We start from the raw sequence: 17,028 nt of genomic DNA on the forward strand, positions 1-17,028 counted from the left end.
TATGATTTGGTCTTTAATCGTTGGTGGTATATTAGGATGGTTTGCAAGTTTAATTACTGGGAAGGATGTACCTGGCGGTGTAATCGGTAATATTATTGCAGGTATTGTCGGTTCTTGGCTTGGTACAGCGTTACTTGGTAAATTCGGACCTGTTATAGGCGGATATGCGATTGTTCCGGCTTTAATAGGCGCGATTGTTTTGATTTTCATCGTAAGCTTTATATTCCGTGCAATGCGGAAATGAATACAGGGGACTGTTTACATTTGTAAGCAGTCCCTTTGTATTATGTTGTCTAATCTGTTATGCTACTGTTATACAATCAGGAGGTGTCAGCATTGAAATCATTTACAGTAAATTTTCATCAAGAGGATAATGCAAAGGCAACAACAGTACATAAATTAAGTGAAGAGGACTTCGAGAAAGCAACAGAAAAAGGTACTCGTCATCTATTTGATTTAGATACAAACGTTGGTTTCTTCGTATTCTTTGATGCTGAAGATACAGAAGGAAACGAGCAATACTTAATGTTACAATATGAAGGAGATCATGAAGAACCAAGTGCTTGCTACGGATTTGATTTGAAATTGTTCTATCAATTTTTAGCACTATACTTAAATGATCTTGAATTCCAAGGTGAGACAAATGAAGAAGAGGAAGAAAATGGTCCAATTCATCATTTAGCGCACTTACTTTACCATATCGTTGAAGACGGTAAGTCTATCGAAGTGTAAAAATACATATTTGAAGCTGTCCTTTAATAGGGCAGCTTTTTTAATTATATAAATAGGTAATCTTAATGGATTTCTGATCATGACAAATGATTTGAATAAGATTCAGAAGGAACAAAACATTAAACCAGCAGAGAATGAGTATTCACTTTCTGCTGGTTTTTTGCATTTAAAGGAGATTTTGTAGCAGTTTAATTCAAGTTACAAAAAGGATATAGCGAGTATGGAGAGAAGGTGTATACAAGGAGATGAATAAGATGATTAACAATACAATTCCAAGCTTTTTGAAGCTTTTGGAAAGCGATGATATAGGATTACATGACTTGGACAAATATTATGATATGTATCCAGAAGCATTTGAAGAGTATTTTAATTATCATTGTCCTAAGACGGAAGAACGTCTTTCTAGTGCAATTAAAAAATATCCTGAAAAACTAAAAGACATCCGTATTATTTCGGAAACTTTACCATCTATTATTCAAGAAATTAGTGAGGAGTATCACATTCAATTTGGTTTTAATATAGATTTGACTTTTCATCTATTTGTAGGTGGGTTTGGCTCCAATGCATTTGTAGAAAGAGATATTATTGGGGATATATTTCTTTCGGCAGAAAAATTATCTCCTGAAAGGGAGCATCTTCGTGTTATCGTTGCTCATGAAATTGGTCATATATATCATAATTTCGTATTGCAAGAGAGTGGAATGGATTGGACTAAAGCACAATGGACTGATGCAGCGGTTAGTTTATATCGTGAGGGAGTCGCGACATATTTATCGCAAAGAATAGCTAAAGGATTAAGTAAATCAGTCTATTATTCATATGATAATGATGGTGACGATTGGTTGTATTGCTATGAAGAACATAAAGATCATATTAAGAAACATTTTTTACAAGATTATGTTAAAGGGTGGACAGATGAAAAAGAGAAAGAATGGTTCCGTTTATCAGGAGGGACTTATTTCGGATGCAACCGACTCGGTTATTTTTTAGGAACATCGTATATGGAGTATATTGTGAATACTTTCGGGGAAAGCGAAGCACTTACTTTTTGGACTAAAAATAATTTAAAGAGTAGTGTAATGGAATGGTTACAAAAGTGAATATGTTGAAGAAGGAGGCTGGAAATAATGAAAGTATATATGAAAGTACTTATATTTTTTCTAACTTTAACGTGTGTAGCGGCTTTAACCGCATGTACTAACGCTGAGGAAAAGAAGCAAACTAATTCAACATCAGAAAATAGTACGGAAAAAAAGAGTGATACGTCAGAAACGGGTAAAAAGAATGAAGAGACTGCTCCCAAAAAAGAGAAAGAACCTGTGGAAAAACCAAAAGGTCATGATTCTGTAAAACCTTCAACGGAGTCTAATACGAAAAATACAGTGCTTAATCAAAAATCAATTAACCATGTAAAAGATTTATTTGAGCAAGCGAAAGAAGGTAAAGTACCTAACGTACCATATGCAGCACATACAGGTGACATCGAGGAAATAGAAAAAGAGTGGGGAAAAGCAGATAAAACTGATCAAGCAGGCAACGGGATGTATGCAACTTTTACAAGTGAAAATGTAGCATTTGGCTTTAACAAAGGATCTCAAGTCTTTGACGTTCGCTCATATCATTCAGAACTCAAATCGATTACGTTGCAAGAAATCGAAAAGGCTTTAGGAAAACCAGCGTCTGTTAAAGTAAATGGTAATGACAAAATATACGTTTATAAAGTAAATGACCAATTTGAATTGAAATTCGTTATTCCAAAGTCAACTGGTAAAGTACATCATATTTCTGTGTTCTCACCGGAGGATAGTATTAATAAAATGGCAGGTTAAATGAAGAGCTGTTCCTATAGGGACAGCTCTTTTGTTTTGTTTCTTTCTAACGATTGAACAAAAAAAGCTTGAATGATACCACCGATTATTAATAAGAAGGCGCAAATATAAAATAGAGTACTACCGTTTAATTTACTTAATAACAATGCACCTACAAAAGGCCCGAAAGTTCTTGAAATATCCCAATGTATACCGTATATAGAAAAATATAATCCGCGTCTATGACTTGGAGCGATTTGTGAAACGAATCGTAGTAAGTGATTCAAAGCTATACTTTGCCCAATTACTAAAAAGAGCAATGTGAAGAATAATGACCATATTGTTGTGGAATAACCGTAGCCAATCGCAGCTAACGTATAGCAAGTATAGGAAATAACAATGATTTTAGGCATAGAAAATCGTTCAGACCATTTCACAAGGAAAATTTGGAGCATAACTTCCATGATTGCTTTACAAGTTGAGATAAATACGAGTATGAATAAAAAATTTGGAAATACACTTTCGGCGAATATACGATAATTTGATTCGGTTTGAGCGTAGAAAAAACTAATAGGTAGTGTAGAAACCATAAGTCCAAACACAGCATAATGCTTTGAAATAAATTGTTTTGGCGAATATACTTCTTTAGTTTTATTAACGCTTTGTCTGAGTGGGACCGTTTCAGGAAGCTGCGTCCAAACAAGAATAGCATATAGCGTAAGGGCTACACCTTGCAAAATAAATAAATACTCAGGGTGACTAGTATAGAAAAAGGCGCCGATTAATGGGCCAATTACAGAGCCGATTGCTCCCGTAGTATGCAGAACAGCAAATATTTCTGCCTGTTGTTCTTCCTTCGTTAAGTCAGCGATTTGTGCTCGCTGTGCCGGAATATATAAAGAGCGCCCAATACCATTTACTACATACAATAAGGCGAAAAAGGCGACCGATTCAGCAAAAACGAAGCCGCTTACGGCAAAAGCTTGTAAAAGTAATCCGAGTAACATTATTTTCTTTCGGCCGTATTTATCTGTTACACCCCCAGCGATTAATGTAAACACAATATCAGCGAGAGGCTGTAATCCGAAAAGAAGCATTGTAACGATGACATTACCATTTAACGCTTTATTAACATGAACGATAAAAATGATAGCTAACATCGCTTCAGTCGTTCGGACTAACAATTCACCGAACAATCGAATGAGAATAGGCTTATTATAACGTTTTAAAAGATACTTCATTTTTATTTCCTCCTTTCTATATTGAAATGATAAGATGGAAGCCAGAAATGAAAAAGGGTAGAATGAAAGAGGAAGATTTTTCATCTTTTAGGGGGCGTTTTATGATTATTTTGGAGCAATATATGCACCTGTGGCTCCAGTATGGAAATGGGAGAGCAGAGGGAGAACAATTAGAAATAACTATACAAAATATATCTGAAACTTTATTTTGTACAGAGCGAAATAGTAAATTAATCATAAAAAAATTAGAAGAATTTAATTGGATTATGTGGTTTCCAGGCCGAGGGAGAGGAAATCGTTCAAAGTTGTTATTTCAAAAACATCCACTTTCTTTAATTTTAGAAAGAGGAAAAGAAATAACGAAACAAGGGGACGTAAAAAGTGGAAGTGCATTTATTGAAAGATATAGCTCGTATTTTCCATCACTTCAAACGCAATTTCAAACGTGGATTGATTCGATATTCGGTTATCAAGTCGAAAGGACATCTAAAGGGAGAAGAGATGTGCTACGTTTGCAAGTCCAAATGAATCTAGATATTGCATTAGATCCTGTATACGCTACGATGCGTTCGGAATGTCATATGGTAAAACATATATACGACACGTTAGTGTATATAGACGGAAATACAAACAGTGTAGAGCCAAGACTTGCGTTTTATTGGGAATATGATGACCAGAAATATATATGGACCTTCTACTTACGAAAAGGTGTTCAGTTTCATAACAGGAAAGAATTTACTGCGTATGACGTTGTACATACATTTAAACGATTTATGAAAGAGAAAAATAACCCGCATGCTTGGATGTTACAGCACGTTGAAAGTTTACATATTCTTGATGACTACATTGTGCAGATTCGTTTATCTACAGATAATAAGTTGTTTTTACATGCTTTAAGTACAGAACAGTGTTCTATTGTAAATGAAGATGGAGATGGAAGGTTAATCGGTACTGGACCGTTTCGATTATGTGAAAAGAATGAGGATGTATTCGTATTAGAAGCAAATGATTTATATTTTCGCGAGCGACCATTTCTCGATCGAATTGAATTATGGAATGTAGAGCACAGCGTAAATACGTGCGATATTTTAGCGAAAGCACACTATAACAATATAGAAAAGCATCATAAAGAACTAACTAGACTTGAGTCGAATGTAACATACATTACATTAAATACCGCAAAAGAAGGACCTATGCAAAACACGATGTTTCGGAAAGCTCTACATAAAATCATTCATAGCAATGCGCTTATCGAGGAATTGCAAGGAGCGCGCGGAGAAATAGCAGAAGAATTGGTTCTAACAAAGGGTGGCACTATACATATAAATGAGGACATATATACGCTTATTAAAGAGAGCTCTTACCGTAATGAAACATTGCGACTATATACATTTACAGAACAAGATCATGTTGAAGATTCATATTGGATACAAAAAGAGTCTGCGAAGTATGGCGTCACTATTGAAGTCGTTTTTCTTGAAACAAAAGAGTTATTGCAAGCAAGTACGATACAAAAGGCTGATATAATACATGATAGTGCGACAATTAGTGAACGGATAGAAGATAGTTTACTATATATGTTTCTTACAAAAAACAGCTTTATTCATCAGCATAGCAATATAAAATTTAACGAAGTATTGCAGTCTTATTTTATAGAGAATCAATTAGAGAAACGGATGACACTGTTACACGATATTGAAGACACATTGTTACGTCAAATTCATATTATTCCTTTATATCGTAACAAACAGCAAGTAAGTTCACACGAAAAAGTGCAAAATATAATGATCAATCCACAAGGTTGGATCGATTTTTATCAAATATGGTTTAAGCCTTGATATATAAAGGTTCTTATGCATTTTAGTAAGATGTGTAAGAACCTTTTTTGTATGGAAATGAAGTTTGTTTTGCACATTTTTACGCTACATGTTATAAAAGTTCTTTTACAGCGTAACAGTGTTATGTTACATTGTTGTTAGGAAGGAGTGATATACAGTTGATTACAGATTTAATTTCAAAAAAAGATTTATTAGAGTTAACTGGTATTTCATACGGACAGTTATATAGGTGGAAGAGAAAAAATTTAATACCGGAAGATTGGTTTGTACGGAAGTCAACGTTCACAGGTCAGGAAACATTTTTTCCGAAAGAAAAGATATTAGAGCGTATTGATAAAATTCAAACGATGAAAGAGGATCTATCGCTTGATGAATTGGCAAATATGTTTTCACCAAGCGTAACAGAGATTCTTTTAGCAAAGGAAGATCTCATTCGTAAAGAAATTACATCAGAACCTGTTTTACAATTTTTCATGGAGCAAACGAACAAAACGGCAGATTTTCAATTTGCAGATATTCTTTATGTATACGTGTTAGAAGAACTTCTTCAATCAGGAGACGTTAGCTTAGAAGAAGGGAAAATGGTTTTACAAGTTTTACGTGAAAATTATGAAGCGATTAAACATAAAAATTGTGACTTAGTTATTATTCGGAAGTTAGGGATTTCTACATGCTTCTTAGTATCAAGCGTTGAGGATTTAATTTTTGAAAAGGGAACAAAGATTGTTTTACGTGTAGCAATTATGAAATATACCGAAGCATTAAAAACTAAACTGTTGTAGTGGAGGAGAAATAATGCGTACAGAAAATTTAATTATAAACGGATATGGTTCATCAAACGGTGGAGAGTTTCATAAAGTGCAACTAAATGGAAAAGGAACTGTTAATGGAAACGTTGAGTGCGACCAATTTGAATGTAATGGTTACGGAATTGTTACTGGTGATTTGAAAAGTAGCGATGCGAGAATTAGCGGATCAGGTAAAGTTGAGGGTACAGTTAGTGCGGAAATGATGCGAATCGATGGGAAAGGGACAATTACACAAGATGTAAAGGCGACCACTTTAAAAATTGCAGGAAAAGGGACGATAGGTGGTAATGTAACTGGTGAAGAATTTAAAATCAATGGTCAAGCGACGATTGATGGTAATTGTGAAGTTGATATTTTTTCTTCAGAAGGGCAATTTACAGTTGGTGGATTATTAAGCGCAGATGAAATTAATATAAATATTCATGGTACATGTAGAGCGAAAGAAATTGGTGGCCAAACCATTAAAGTAAAACATAGATTGAGTGCTTTTAGTAGACTATTTAAAACAGTATTTGGCTTACAGTTAGAAGCTGAACTGCTAGAAGGTGACAATATCGATATTGATTATGCTCACATTAAAACAGTAAGGGGAAACAATGTTACTGTAGGGCCGAACTGTGAGATTGAACTAATTGAATATACTGGGGTTCTTACTATTGATAAAAGTGCAAATGTAAAAGAAATTAAGCAAGTTTAAGTTTAAAAGGGAGAGAGGAATCGGTATGGAAAATCAACATAGTCTTACTGTAAATGGATCAGGTAGCTCAGCAGGTGGAGATTATAACAAAGTAAAGATACGCGGCGAAGGAACAATCTCTAATCATATGAGTTGTAATGATTTTAAAACGTATGGTACGAGTGAAGTACGTGGCAATATGAAAGCGAAAAATTATGTCGTGTATGGAGATAGTGAAGTACAGGGGAATATGGAGGCGGAATATGTAAAAGTATATGGCAATGCCCAAGTACAAGGCGACGGACAAATTAATAAAACAAAAGTTAGAGGTATGATAGAATTTAAAGGGAAGCTATCCGGTGATTTCGTAGATGTGAAAGGCGCTTTAAATGTAATGGGAGATATAGAAGTAGAGGAATTATTACTAACTGGTGGTCTTGAAAGTGATGGTTTGCTTAATGCTGAAAATATTGAAATCTCACTTCGTTATGAAGGAAGTAAAGTGAGAGAAATCGGTGGGAAAAAGATTACAGTACGTAAAAAAGCGAGATTTATACCTTTTACAAGTCATGCAGGAAGCCTTCAAACATCAATTATTGAAGGGGATGATATTTATTTAGAACATACAATAGCAGACGTAGTAAGAGGAAATCATGTTATAATTGGCCCTGGCTGTGAAATTAGTGTAGTAGAATATCATACTAGTTTTAATCAGAAAGGTAATGCAGTCGTAAAAGAACATAAACAAATATAAGTAGTATGAGGGAGAGCAAGGTTATGGTTGAGAAGAATAATAAGCTCGGTTTTGTTGTGGCGGGCTTATTGCTAGGGATTTTAATGGCATCAATGGATAATACCATTGTCGTAACAGCGATGGGAACAATCGTTGGTGATTTAGGAGGCCTTGAAAACTTTGTATGGGTCGTTTCTGCCTATATGGTCGCAGAAATGGCAGGTATGCCGATTTTCGGTAAACTATCAGATATGTATGGTAGAAAGAGATTCTTTATTTTCGGTTTAATCGTATTTATGATTGGTTCGGCACTTTGTGGAACTGCTGAAAATATTACACAGTTAGGTATTTATCGTGCCATTCAAGGTATTGGCGGCGGGGCACTAGTGCCGATCGCATTTACTATCGTTTTTGATATTTTCCCTCCAGAAAAGCGCGGGAAAATGGGTGGTTTATTCGGAGCAGTATTTGGTTTATCAAGTATTTTCGGGCCATTACTTGGCGCATATATTACGGATTATATTAGCTGGCACTGGGTGTTTTATATTAACTTACCACTTGGAATTTTAGCACTTATTTTTATTACATTATTTTATAAAGAGTCACGAGTTCATAGAGAACAAAAGATTGATTGGTTTGGCGCAATTACTTTAGTTGGTGCAGTAGTTTGTTTAATGTTCGCCTTAGAATTAGGCGGACAAAAGTATGATTGGGATTCTAGCTTTATTTTAAGTTTATTTGCTGGGTTCGCTATTTTAGTAATTGCTTTTATTGTTATTGAACGAAAAGTAGAAGAACCAATCATTTCATTTGAGATGTTTAAACAACGTCTATTCGGAATGAGTACAATTATTGCCTTATGTTACGGGGCGGCATTTATGTCAGCAACTGTGTACATTCCGTTATTTATTCAAGGTGTATACGGTGGTACGGCAACAAACTCAGGATTATTGTTATTACCAATGATGTTAGGATCAGTAGTTACAGCGCAGTTAGGTGGATTTTTAACATCGAAACTTAGCTACCGAAACATTATGATTATTTCTGCTGTAATTATGCTAATCGGATTATTCTTATTAAGTACATTAACGCCAGAAACAAGTCGTATATTATTAACAATTTATATGGTTATTATCGGTTTTGGAGTTGGTTTCTCATTCTCTGTACTAAGTATGGCTGCTATTCATAACTTCGGTATGGAGCAACGCGGTTCTGCGACCTCAACGAGTAACTTCATTCGTTCATTAGGTATGACACTTGGTATTACAATCTTCGGAATGATTCAAAGAACTGGTTTCCAGGATCAATTAGAAGAATCGTTTAAAGATATGAGCGGGGGAATGAATACAAACGCTTTAGGAGATTCAAGAGCTATTCTATCAGAATCGGCAAGATCTCAAATTCCGCCGCAAATATTAGATAAAATTATTGAAGCTCTCTCTAGTTCAATCGTTCAGACATTTATGTGGGCGTTAGTCCCCGCAAGTTTAGCGTTCGTATTCGTTTTCTTTATGGGAAATGAGCGCATGGTATATAAAAAAGAACAAAACAAGGTGAAAAGTGAAACATCAAAAGCATAGAGAAAAAGCTCCTTTCAATTTTGAAAGGAGCTTTTTCTTATGTACGGAGTCGAATTAGCCTTCGATAATTTCGTATTCTTCGTCTGCTAATAATAAAATTTGTGTTTTCTTACCTTTGTTTTGAACTTCGATTACATCATATGTACCTAAGTCTCTTAGCTTGCTTTGAGAAGCGTTAACCATAACTTCCATAGAATCAATTAAGATATCTTCTTCAACGTATGATTCAGGTAATGCCATATCTTCAGTATCTAATACACATGTATATAGATTTTGTAAGTTCTCAGCAGTTGGGTTTTGTTCCTCAACATCAATGATGTTTTTTACTGCTTCCATATTTTCTTCTTTTACTTGATATACTTTAATTTTAGTCATTGTTTTAATCTCCTTTATTACGTAATCTTAGAGGCTGCAATTCATCCCGCAATAACGAGCAGTAGACTCCTGCCTCAAGGTGAAGAAGCAAATGATGAGGACGGCAGGAGATAACTGCCCGTAAGAGCCCGATTGGTGAGGGCTAACCATTAGTAGGAGATAAAGCTCCCCGCTAATAGAAGTTTCACTTTATTATAACGCTTTTTTGTTGAAAGATGAAATTGTTATATGCATTTATAGTGAAAAATATATTTTATTACTTATTTGAGGAACGATGAGTTTCTTAATTTGACAGGCATATGTCTGTATACTTATCTAGACTAATATTAGAGTTATATTGTCCAAGCTTTTCTTACATACCTTTCATATTATATTTATTAGGTAAAACATATAGGAAAGGAATGGAGAATCAGTGGATTGTGAGCCGAAACGTGATTGTCAATGTTGTCAAAATAGTATATGTGAATTTTTGAAAAGTTTACATCCTTATTCTAGGGTTGAGAGTATTGTAATAGACGGAAACGAAATAGTTGTATCTTATTTTATTTCATTTAATGAGATAAAAGGTATAGTGTCGTTTGCACAAGAAGACAGTGAGGTAATATTTGTAGATTGTTCAAGAATTGATGCGATTCGAATAGGGAAAGTTTGTAGTTGTAAAACGAAAGTTAAATTTATTGAAGATGAATTCAGTTTACTTGGAAATGTTTGTCCACATTGTTTAAATGAGGGAAGTACACTATTCTTCGATTTTAATAATCCTGAATTAAGTTTATCTTTACAGGCAACAACGATTGATCCACCTAGATGTATTGAATTTGTAGATGAGCTTGGGAATGTAGGAAAGCAAATTACTATAGTAGGTGAAGCGATTGTTTCTAAAGATTTCGTTCCGGTACCTGAACTGTTAGATTTTCGATTAATCTTATCGGATATAACTGGAAATCCATTGAAATTTGGATTACTGTTTATTAACTTCCCTGATATTACGTTTATCATTCTTTTCGCATCAAATGGATACCTCAACATTTCAAACTGTTTAAAAATAGAGAGTGGAACTGGAAATGCCGAAATAGAAGAGATGAAAAAAGAGATTATTAACGACAATAGTATGATGTACAATTCAATTATTAAGTTAACTAGAATATATAAAAATGGTGAGACGGAATCTTACATTTCTAAGAAGGAGTTATAACGTATTTATCGTAATTAACCCTCGTACACTATAATGAGGGTTTTTACATAAAAATGATTAAATGAAATATTGTTACATTTGAATTTAACCATTTATTGTGTAGAATCGGAAACTTTTTAGCTTCTCTTTAGATACACTAATGAAAGTAAAGGTATTTATTGTTTTCTATACTGTATAGGCCGTAGTAGCGGGAAATAGGCTGGTTTGTACTATCAATTGATACGTGTTATTTCTTAATGCGTCACTGCCATAAACATGCAAATTAGGTACCCTGCTTACGCAACAAAATATGAAAGAAGTCAATTGCAAGGGATATTTATTTAAGTGTAAATAAATATAGCGGTGGAGTAGGCGATTATACAATATTAGTAAAATAATTAAAAAAAGGGCTGCTACGACAGCCCTTTTTTTAATTATGTAAATACCTGCTGTAAGTTTTTTTGGGAGTGAATTTTATTAGGAATAATTAGTCATCATTGTTACCATATATCGCCATCAAGTTAACGAAAATACAATACCAATTCTGATTTTATATTAAGATTTTACTTGCTAAGCTCTCTTTGAGCCCCCATATAGCTTCCAATGATATTTTGATAACTTGGAAGATGCTTAGCAAGTAAAGCTCCGAAACCTTCAACATCATTTCGCCAGTCACGTTGTAATTCTGCTGCAACGCTAAACCAGTTCATTAGTTGCACCCTTCCATGAGCCATACGCATAAGAGCGGCATCAGCAACTTGTTTACTAAAAGTTCCAGATGCATCCGTTACAACAAATACCTCATACCCTGCATTTATAGCTGATAGAGCTGGGAACGCAACACAAACATCAGTAACGACACCTGCGATAATTAACTGTTTTTTACCCGTTGCTTCAATAGCTTTTACAAATTCATCATTGTCCCACGCGTTAATTTGTCCAGGACGCGCTATTTTAGGCGCATTTGGAAATAGTTCGATTAATTGCTGCATGAGTGGACCATTAGGACCGTCTTCGAAGCTAGTTGTTAAAATAACAGGTAAATCAAAAAACTTAGCGGTATTCGCAAGAGCTAAAACATTATTCTTGAATTCATCAACACCATAGTCACGCACTAGACTGGAAATAAGACCTGTTTGATGATCCACTAGAAGAACCGCGGCATCACTTTTTGAAAGACGAGAATACAAATCAGACATTTTATAATCCCCCTTAATAAGCTTATTTACAAATCAATCTTACAGTTATTTATCTTGATTTGGTATACATGCAAAAATTTATCAACAAATAGTTTTCATTAGAATATCGGGATGTATGTATTTTCATATTGAGGAATTACAAATTTTTCGTTTTGGGAAACAATGTATTAATTGAGTGGATAGCTATGTGGTATGGTCCTAATGCTATCTATTATTTGTGAATAATAATGTTTTTACCTGTAAATAGAAAATGAGATATGAGGACTAAAATGAATCTGAAAATAGCAATTCTTGATTGGTAAATCATTTCAATGAAATTAGATGTTATAATAAAATTGAATTTACGTATAATTTATAATTATTTGATATTTTAGAGTTGAGTTTCATAGACATTTACTTAGATAATAAATAAGTGTGTATAAGAATACTAATAAAAGTTAACTCATGAAAATGTTGAGTCTAGTTGATTTTAAAGAAAGCGGGAATGTAAATGATATATGAGGCAAAAATACATACAAGAAAAAAATTAGTTTCTATGTTCGAGGATTTTAATAATGTTGTTCTACTTTCTTATTTACAAGGACATATGGGCAATGCCTGGGTGAACGATCTTGAAAACCCGACAGTAGCGCAAATTACGGTAGGGATTTTCACATTTTACGCTGGGGATCCAAATGCAAAAGAGACAGAAGAGTTATTACGTAACATCCCTGAAAGAATTTTAGTAATCGTAAATAGTGATCAATGGAAAAAGCGTTTAGAAACATTCCATGAAAGAAAAATAGATAAGTTTTTACGATATAAATTTAAAAGAAATGCAGAAGTGTTTAATCGCTCAAAATTACAATCTTTTATAACTGCACTTCCAAAAGGATATGAATTAAGAAAAATAGATGAGCATATCGCAAATAATCCAACATTACACAACGTTTCTGAAGATTTTACAAGTCAATTTCGATCAATAGATGATTATGTAAATCGAGGTATAGGTTATAGCATTTTGTATAATGGAGAAGTCGTATGCGGTGCATCATCATATAGTATTTATAATGATGGTATTGAAATTGAAGTTGCTACTGATCTTGATCATAGAAGAAAGGGATTGGCAACTGTAGTTTGTGCGACCTTAATATTGGATTGTTTAGAAAAGGGGAGGTATCCAAACTGGGACGCAGCGAATAGTACTTCTGTCAAATTAGCAGAAAAGCTAGGGTATGTTTTTGATAAGGCATATGATACTTATTTTGCAAATAATAAGTGAATGAACGGGAGCGTGTACGGATTGTACAATGTCATAAGACTAGTAAATTAACGTTTAGTAGTCTTATTTTTTATAATTGCAAACAAAAACTAAACTATCCAAAGATAAAAAGGTATTAAAAGAGATGTTAATAAATGAAATTAAGGGAAAAGAATGACGACAAGATTGGTTTCCTAAGAAGAGTTGATAAATTTTAGTGAAAAATTTGAGAATAAAACAATGATATTAATGATAAGGATGAAGGGATTCCGCAAGAATTTGGGTATAAAAACCGACTTTTTTTAGTCGGTTTTTATTTTTTTCAACAGTAGAGTGATACTAATATTGATTTTTCTTCTATTACTAGTGAATATAATTAACACATCAGTTCCTACTTCCACGATGAGGGTTCAGAAATTCTCTTTTTATATAGATAGATAATCATAAAGGCTTAATATATTAAGTTATGTGTGTTTAACTAACACTAAATTTGCTATTTTTTTGTAAATGATGAAAGTAACTATTATACAAACCCACGCATTAATAGAAGAGATACATATACAGTATAGAGAGTTAAAAAACTCCAAAATATTGTATAAAGGAGATTATAAAATATGAGCGAACAATGCCCAATTAATGTACCATGTCAGGTAGATGGACAAACTCAAACGCCATTAAGTGATGCAGCTGCAACACCAATTCTTACTCCAGGAACACCGATTGTAAAAATACCAGTTGTATTAGCAGAAAGAACAATTCAAATTGTTGTAGAATCTGATATTTCATTAGATCCTCCAGCAACTGAGATTAAACGTGTGTTAAAAAATGTATTTTTAACACAATGTAAGTTAGTTCCTGTAGCATTTACTCCAGTACCAGGTACAAATTACCGCCGAGTTACAAGAGCAAAATTATTTGTACAAGGATATATTCGTAAAAATATTGAATATGCAAATGATGAGTGTAATGGAGTGCTATATGATCGTATTGCAAATGTTCCATTTTCTGGTTTTGCAGATTTAACAGCAGCTGATTTTCTATCACAAGCTGTAGTAGCTTCTTCCTCAGATACTACATCTCACTTTATTAATCCTAAAAATGGTGATTTACCACGTTTAGACAAATACTTCTTCGAAAATACAGTTTTTTATAATGAACAACCATATTGTGAATTAGTAAGCGCACAATTTTTCGAATTAGACTTTTCACCTTGTCCAACAGAATTAAACGAGCCATTTGGAACTCTTCGTGAAAAAATTGTACTAGATCTTACTTTAAAAGTTTTACAAGTACAACAAGTACAAGTATAAGACTAAAAAAGCATTGTCTTTAATAAAAAGACAATGTCTTTTTTATTATTATAAAACATATATAATGATGGAATGGTCGCGTACAAAAAGCATATTTTTATGAATTTCATCAGATGGGGGGATGGTGATGAATAAGCCATGGGTTGGTAAGGAAATATGGAACAAAGTTTACAAATGGAAAATGCTGAATGTTCAAGATGATTCGCGCGAAATAAGAGAAAAAAAGGAAAGTAAAGAAACAGAGTCAAAAAAAGAAGAAAAAGCAATGGGGATAGAGAAAGAAAGTAAAGAAACAGAGTCAAAAAAAGAAGATAAAGTAATTGGAATAGAGAAAGAGAGTGAAAAAACTGGATTAACAAAAGAAAATAAAGCAATGGGGATAGAGAAAGAAAGTAAAGAAACAGAGTCAAAAAAAGAAGATAAAGTAATTGGAATAGAGAAAGAGAGTGAAAAAACTGGATTAACAAAAGAAAATAAAGCGATTGGATTAGAGGAAGAAGAGGTGAAAATTGAATCAGTAAAAGAATATGAAGAAAGAGAATTAGAGAAAGAAGAAAAAGCAATTGAATCAAACAAAGAAAGTGAAGAGACTGAACCAGCAAAAGAAAATAAAGTGATTGGATTAGAGAAAGTAGAAGTAGCAAATGAATCAGAGAAAAAAAGTGAAGAAACTGAATCAAAGAGAGAAAGTATAGGTTTAGGATCAAAAATAGAGACTTCAGTGCATTCAATGGTAGTGAAAACGCCATTTTCTATTATTTCAGAAGTGTCTAGCTTTAAAGTATTTCCAAAAATAAATGTGAAAAATCAAGATGCATTTGTATTTCGAAATGAAAAAGATGCGGAGGGGCGTGAATTAGATTCTAAGTTATTAACTACAGTGCAACAGTATCATTCGGAGGCTTATTGTAAATTAGTTTCTTTAAATCTTCATGAAAAGAGAGTGCTTGTTGAATTATATAATCAAAAAGTTAAAGGGAATAATGAAGAGAATAAGGTAGAGACATCTTCATGGATTCCTATTCACAGCATAATATTAGAGAGTGAAAATGGGGGAGAAGTAAGTAATTATATAACAGCCAGACTACCAATAGAAATAGGAAGATATAAAGGTGAAATTAGTTTACGAGAAAAAGTGGTATTTACAGAAAAAGTCATAGGAATAAAAGAGGTGGAACAGGAGATTGTTTTGACAAAAACCGAATTTTTAGTACCAAAAGTAAAAAAGAATGGACAAAATAAATTTACAGTTGAAAAAGGGAGCTTATTGGTAGAAGGATATATATATCAATGTATTGAATACATATCAGAACAAAGTACATTTCATGACAATGTGTATCAGTTAGTACAAAATATTGTATTGGAATTAATCATTCAAGTGATACAAGAACAGGAAGTACAAGTGCGAATTACATAAAAATGATTATATTCCCTTGATTAGCTCATTATTTTTATTCGTAGCGTATCAATGCGTAATCTTTTGTAAATCATTCAGTGCTATAGAATATCCTCCAAACGGTTTATCCTCAATGAATTCACTTTAATATTTATGAAGGATGATATTATTGCTAGCTAGGATAGTTACTTAATTGTATGAATTTCTTCAGGTTTAAGTTTTGAAAAGGTGCTAACAAGTTTGTCAACGAACTTGCTAACACTTATTAAAAACGGGTATAAAATGTGGCGTATATGTTGTTTGAATAAAGAAGCTAGTTCACAGATAATTGCTTGTATAATCTGATGTGTAATACAAAGTGCATTGACTCCTTTTTTACAAAACTCACAACTTAAATAGTAAAACATGTTTATCGTAATTTTCCAAACACCAATTATATTTTTTTAGAATAATTGGGGGGACAACTTCTTTCGTAGTATCGACTTCAGTATAGCCATATTTTTTATAAAAGTTTTCTAGTTCCTCGAAAGGAAGACAATACACATTTAGTATTTGTAATTTTTTTGCAGTTTGTACTAAAAATGAAACGAGTTGCCCAGCTAATTGTAGACCTCTAAATTTAGGGAGAATAAAAATTCCACCCATTTCAATAGTACCTTCATCTATTTGGACTAAACGTCCAACACCTGCATACTCGTTGTTATATGTAATGATCGCAACTGTGTCTCGTGTTAAATCACTTGGTACAAATCCTATCGATTCATAATGATTATTAACCCATTATAAATCATTATATATAGCTAGTTGAATGCTCATATGTATCCTCCCTCAGAAAAAATATAATATTCTCATTATACACAGTGTAATAACTTGTAAAAAGAGGTTAAAATGAAATCATTTTTATTTGCAGTTCAAGT

General features: G+C 33.3%; 17 protein-coding genes. 13 read left to right on the top strand and 4 right to left on the bottom strand.

Going from position 1 to position 17,028, the window contains the following annotated elements; genetic code table 11:
- Nucleotide 1: 1 nt before the first annotated feature.
- The 4 genes from MKX66_RS05650 (at nucleotide 2) to MKX66_RS05665 (ending at nucleotide 2,561) form a co-directional block, all read left to right on the top strand.
- A complete protein-coding gene (locus MKX66_RS05650) occupies nucleotides 2-244 on the top strand; it encodes a GlsB/YeaQ/YmgE family stress response membrane protein (protein WP_002013368.1) in 243 nt (80 codons plus the stop codon).
- A gap of 92 nt (nucleotides 245-336) precedes the next feature.
- Nucleotides 337-732, top strand: a complete 396-nt coding sequence (locus MKX66_RS05655; protein ID WP_002084959.1) for a hypothetical protein — start codon at nucleotides 337-339, stop codon at nucleotides 730-732.
- Nucleotides 733-986: 254 nt separating this feature from the next.
- A complete protein-coding gene (locus MKX66_RS05660; protein WP_002165597.1) occupies nucleotides 987-1,832 on the top strand; it encodes a DUF5700 domain-containing putative Zn-dependent protease in 846 nt (281 codons plus the stop codon).
- 24 nt (nucleotides 1,833-1,856) lie between these two features.
- Nucleotides 1,857-2,561: a YjgB family protein gene (locus MKX66_RS05665; protein WP_002032524.1), complete on the top strand. Its 705-nt coding sequence runs from the start codon at nucleotides 1,857-1,859 to the stop codon at nucleotides 2,559-2,561.
- Nucleotides 2,562-2,575: 14 nt separating this feature from the next.
- Here MKX66_RS05665 and MKX66_RS05670 read toward each other — a convergent pair whose 3' ends face one another.
- Nucleotides 2,576-3,781: an MDR family MFS transporter gene (locus MKX66_RS05670; RefSeq protein ID WP_078176546.1), complete on the bottom strand. Its 1,206-nt coding sequence runs from the start codon at nucleotides 3,779-3,781 to the stop codon at nucleotides 2,576-2,578.
- A gap of 62 nt (nucleotides 3,782-3,843) precedes the next feature.
- Between MKX66_RS05670 and MKX66_RS05675 the strand changes: the two genes are divergently transcribed.
- The 5 genes from MKX66_RS05675 (at nucleotide 3,844) to MKX66_RS05695 (ending at nucleotide 9,417) form a co-directional block, all read left to right on the top strand.
- A complete protein-coding gene (locus tag MKX66_RS05675) occupies nucleotides 3,844-5,619 on the top strand; it encodes an SgrR family transcriptional regulator (RefSeq protein ID WP_341087611.1) in 1,776 nt (591 codons plus the stop codon).
- Between the two features lie 158 nt (nucleotides 5,620-5,777).
- Nucleotides 5,778-6,401, top strand: coding sequence for a YhbD family protein (locus tag MKX66_RS05680; protein WP_002189908.1), 624 nt, complete (start codon nucleotides 5,778-5,780; stop codon nucleotides 6,399-6,401).
- Between the two features lie 13 nt (nucleotides 6,402-6,414).
- Nucleotides 6,415-7,125: a bactofilin family protein gene (locus tag MKX66_RS05685; RefSeq protein ID WP_215589779.1), complete on the top strand. Its 711-nt coding sequence runs from the start codon at nucleotides 6,415-6,417 to the stop codon at nucleotides 7,123-7,125.
- A gap of 25 nt (nucleotides 7,126-7,150) precedes the next feature.
- Nucleotides 7,151-7,858: a polymer-forming cytoskeletal protein gene (locus MKX66_RS05690; protein ID WP_061674101.1), complete on the top strand. Its 708-nt coding sequence runs from the start codon at nucleotides 7,151-7,153 to the stop codon at nucleotides 7,856-7,858.
- A 23-nt stretch (nucleotides 7,859-7,881) separates the two neighbouring features.
- The gene (locus MKX66_RS05695) at nucleotides 7,882-9,417 is read left to right on the top strand and encodes an MDR family MFS transporter (RefSeq protein WP_193653674.1); all 1,536 of its coding nucleotides are present in this window, start codon (nucleotides 7,882-7,884) and stop codon (nucleotides 9,415-9,417) included.
- Between the two features lie 54 nt (nucleotides 9,418-9,471).
- On the opposite strand, the gene MKX66_RS05700 is transcribed toward MKX66_RS05695, so the two are convergent.
- The gene (locus MKX66_RS05700; protein WP_002032538.1) at nucleotides 9,472-9,792 is read right to left on the bottom strand and encodes a hypothetical protein; all 321 of its coding nucleotides are present in this window, start codon (nucleotides 9,790-9,792) and stop codon (nucleotides 9,472-9,474) included.
- Nucleotides 9,793-10,204: 412 nt separating this feature from the next.
- Here MKX66_RS05700 and MKX66_RS05705 point away from each other — a divergent pair, with 412 nt between their 5' ends.
- Nucleotides 10,205-10,987, top strand: coding sequence for a BC_2878 family exosporium-associated protein (locus MKX66_RS05705; protein WP_326997294.1), 783 nt, complete (start codon nucleotides 10,205-10,207; stop codon nucleotides 10,985-10,987).
- A 542-nt stretch (nucleotides 10,988-11,529) separates the two neighbouring features.
- Here the strand turns inward: MKX66_RS05705 and ycaC are convergent.
- Nucleotides 11,530-12,165: an isochorismate family cysteine hydrolase YcaC gene (gene ycaC / locus MKX66_RS05710; RefSeq protein WP_193653673.1), complete on the bottom strand. Its 636-nt coding sequence runs from the start codon at nucleotides 12,163-12,165 to the stop codon at nucleotides 11,530-11,532.
- 490 nt (nucleotides 12,166-12,655) lie between these two features.
- On the opposite strand from ycaC, the gene MKX66_RS05715 reads away from it, so the two are divergent.
- The 3 genes from MKX66_RS05715 (at nucleotide 12,656) to MKX66_RS05725 (ending at nucleotide 16,132) form a co-directional block, all read left to right on the top strand.
- Nucleotides 12,656-13,426 (top strand): GNAT family N-acetyltransferase, encoded by a 771-nt coding sequence (locus MKX66_RS05715; protein ID WP_088292051.1) that lies wholly within the window; start codon nucleotides 12,656-12,658, stop codon nucleotides 13,424-13,426.
- A gap of 593 nt (nucleotides 13,427-14,019) precedes the next feature.
- Complete coding sequence (locus tag MKX66_RS05720; RefSeq protein WP_002013348.1) at nucleotides 14,020-14,715, top strand: CsxC family protein; 696 nt, start codon at nucleotides 14,020-14,022, stop codon at nucleotides 14,713-14,715.
- 127 nt (nucleotides 14,716-14,842) lie between these two features.
- On the top strand, nucleotides 14,843-16,132 hold the full coding sequence (locus MKX66_RS05725; protein ID WP_341085771.1) for a BC_2427 family protein: 1,290 nt from the start codon (nucleotides 14,843-14,845) through the stop codon (nucleotides 16,130-16,132).
- A 363-nt stretch (nucleotides 16,133-16,495) separates the two neighbouring features.
- Here the strand turns inward: MKX66_RS05725 and MKX66_RS05730 are convergent, their stop codons facing one another.
- The gene (locus tag MKX66_RS05730) at nucleotides 16,496-16,867 is read right to left on the bottom strand and encodes a GNAT family N-acetyltransferase (protein WP_326997303.1); all 372 of its coding nucleotides are present in this window, start codon (nucleotides 16,865-16,867) and stop codon (nucleotides 16,496-16,498) included.
- Nucleotides 16,868-17,028 lie beyond the last annotated feature (161 nt).

Source organism: Bacillus sp. FSL R9-9530, from assembly GCF_038008145.1.
GTDB classification, from domain to species: Bacteria; Bacillota; Bacilli; order Bacillales; family Bacillaceae_G; genus Bacillus_A; species Bacillus_A mycoides.

Coding starts and splice junctions, on each gene's coding strand:
- MKX66_RS05670 (WP_078176546.1), bottom strand. CDS start 3,781: ATGAAGTATCTTTTAAAACGTTATAATAAGCCTATTCTCATTCGATTG.
- MKX66_RS05715 (WP_088292051.1), top strand. CDS start 12,656: ATGATATATGAGGCAAAAATACATACAAGAAAAAAATTAGTTTCTATG.
- MKX66_RS05675 (WP_341087611.1), top strand. CDS start 3,844: ATGAAAGAGGAAGATTTTTCATCTTTTAGGGGGCGTTTTATGATTATT.
- MKX66_RS05650 (WP_002013368.1), top strand. CDS start 2: ATGATTTGGTCTTTAATCGTTGGTGGTATATTAGGATGGTTTGCAAGT.
- MKX66_RS05660 (WP_002165597.1), top strand. CDS start 987: ATGATTAACAATACAATTCCAAGCTTTTTGAAGCTTTTGGAAAGCGAT.
- MKX66_RS05690 (WP_061674101.1), top strand. CDS start 7,151: ATGGAAAATCAACATAGTCTTACTGTAAATGGATCAGGTAGCTCAGCA.
- MKX66_RS05685 (WP_215589779.1), top strand. CDS start 6,415: ATGCGTACAGAAAATTTAATTATAAACGGATATGGTTCATCAAACGGT.
- MKX66_RS05700 (WP_002032538.1), bottom strand. CDS start 9,792: ATGACTAAAATTAAAGTATATCAAGTAAAAGAAGAAAATATGGAAGCA.
- ycaC (WP_193653673.1), bottom strand. CDS start 12,165: ATGTCTGATTTGTATTCTCGTCTTTCAAAAAGTGATGCCGCGGTTCTT.
- MKX66_RS05695 (WP_193653674.1), top strand. CDS start 7,882: ATGGTTGAGAAGAATAATAAGCTCGGTTTTGTTGTGGCGGGCTTATTG.
- MKX66_RS05725 (WP_341085771.1), top strand. CDS start 14,843: ATGAATAAGCCATGGGTTGGTAAGGAAATATGGAACAAAGTTTACAAA.
- MKX66_RS05720 (WP_002013348.1), top strand. CDS start 14,020: ATGAGCGAACAATGCCCAATTAATGTACCATGTCAGGTAGATGGACAA.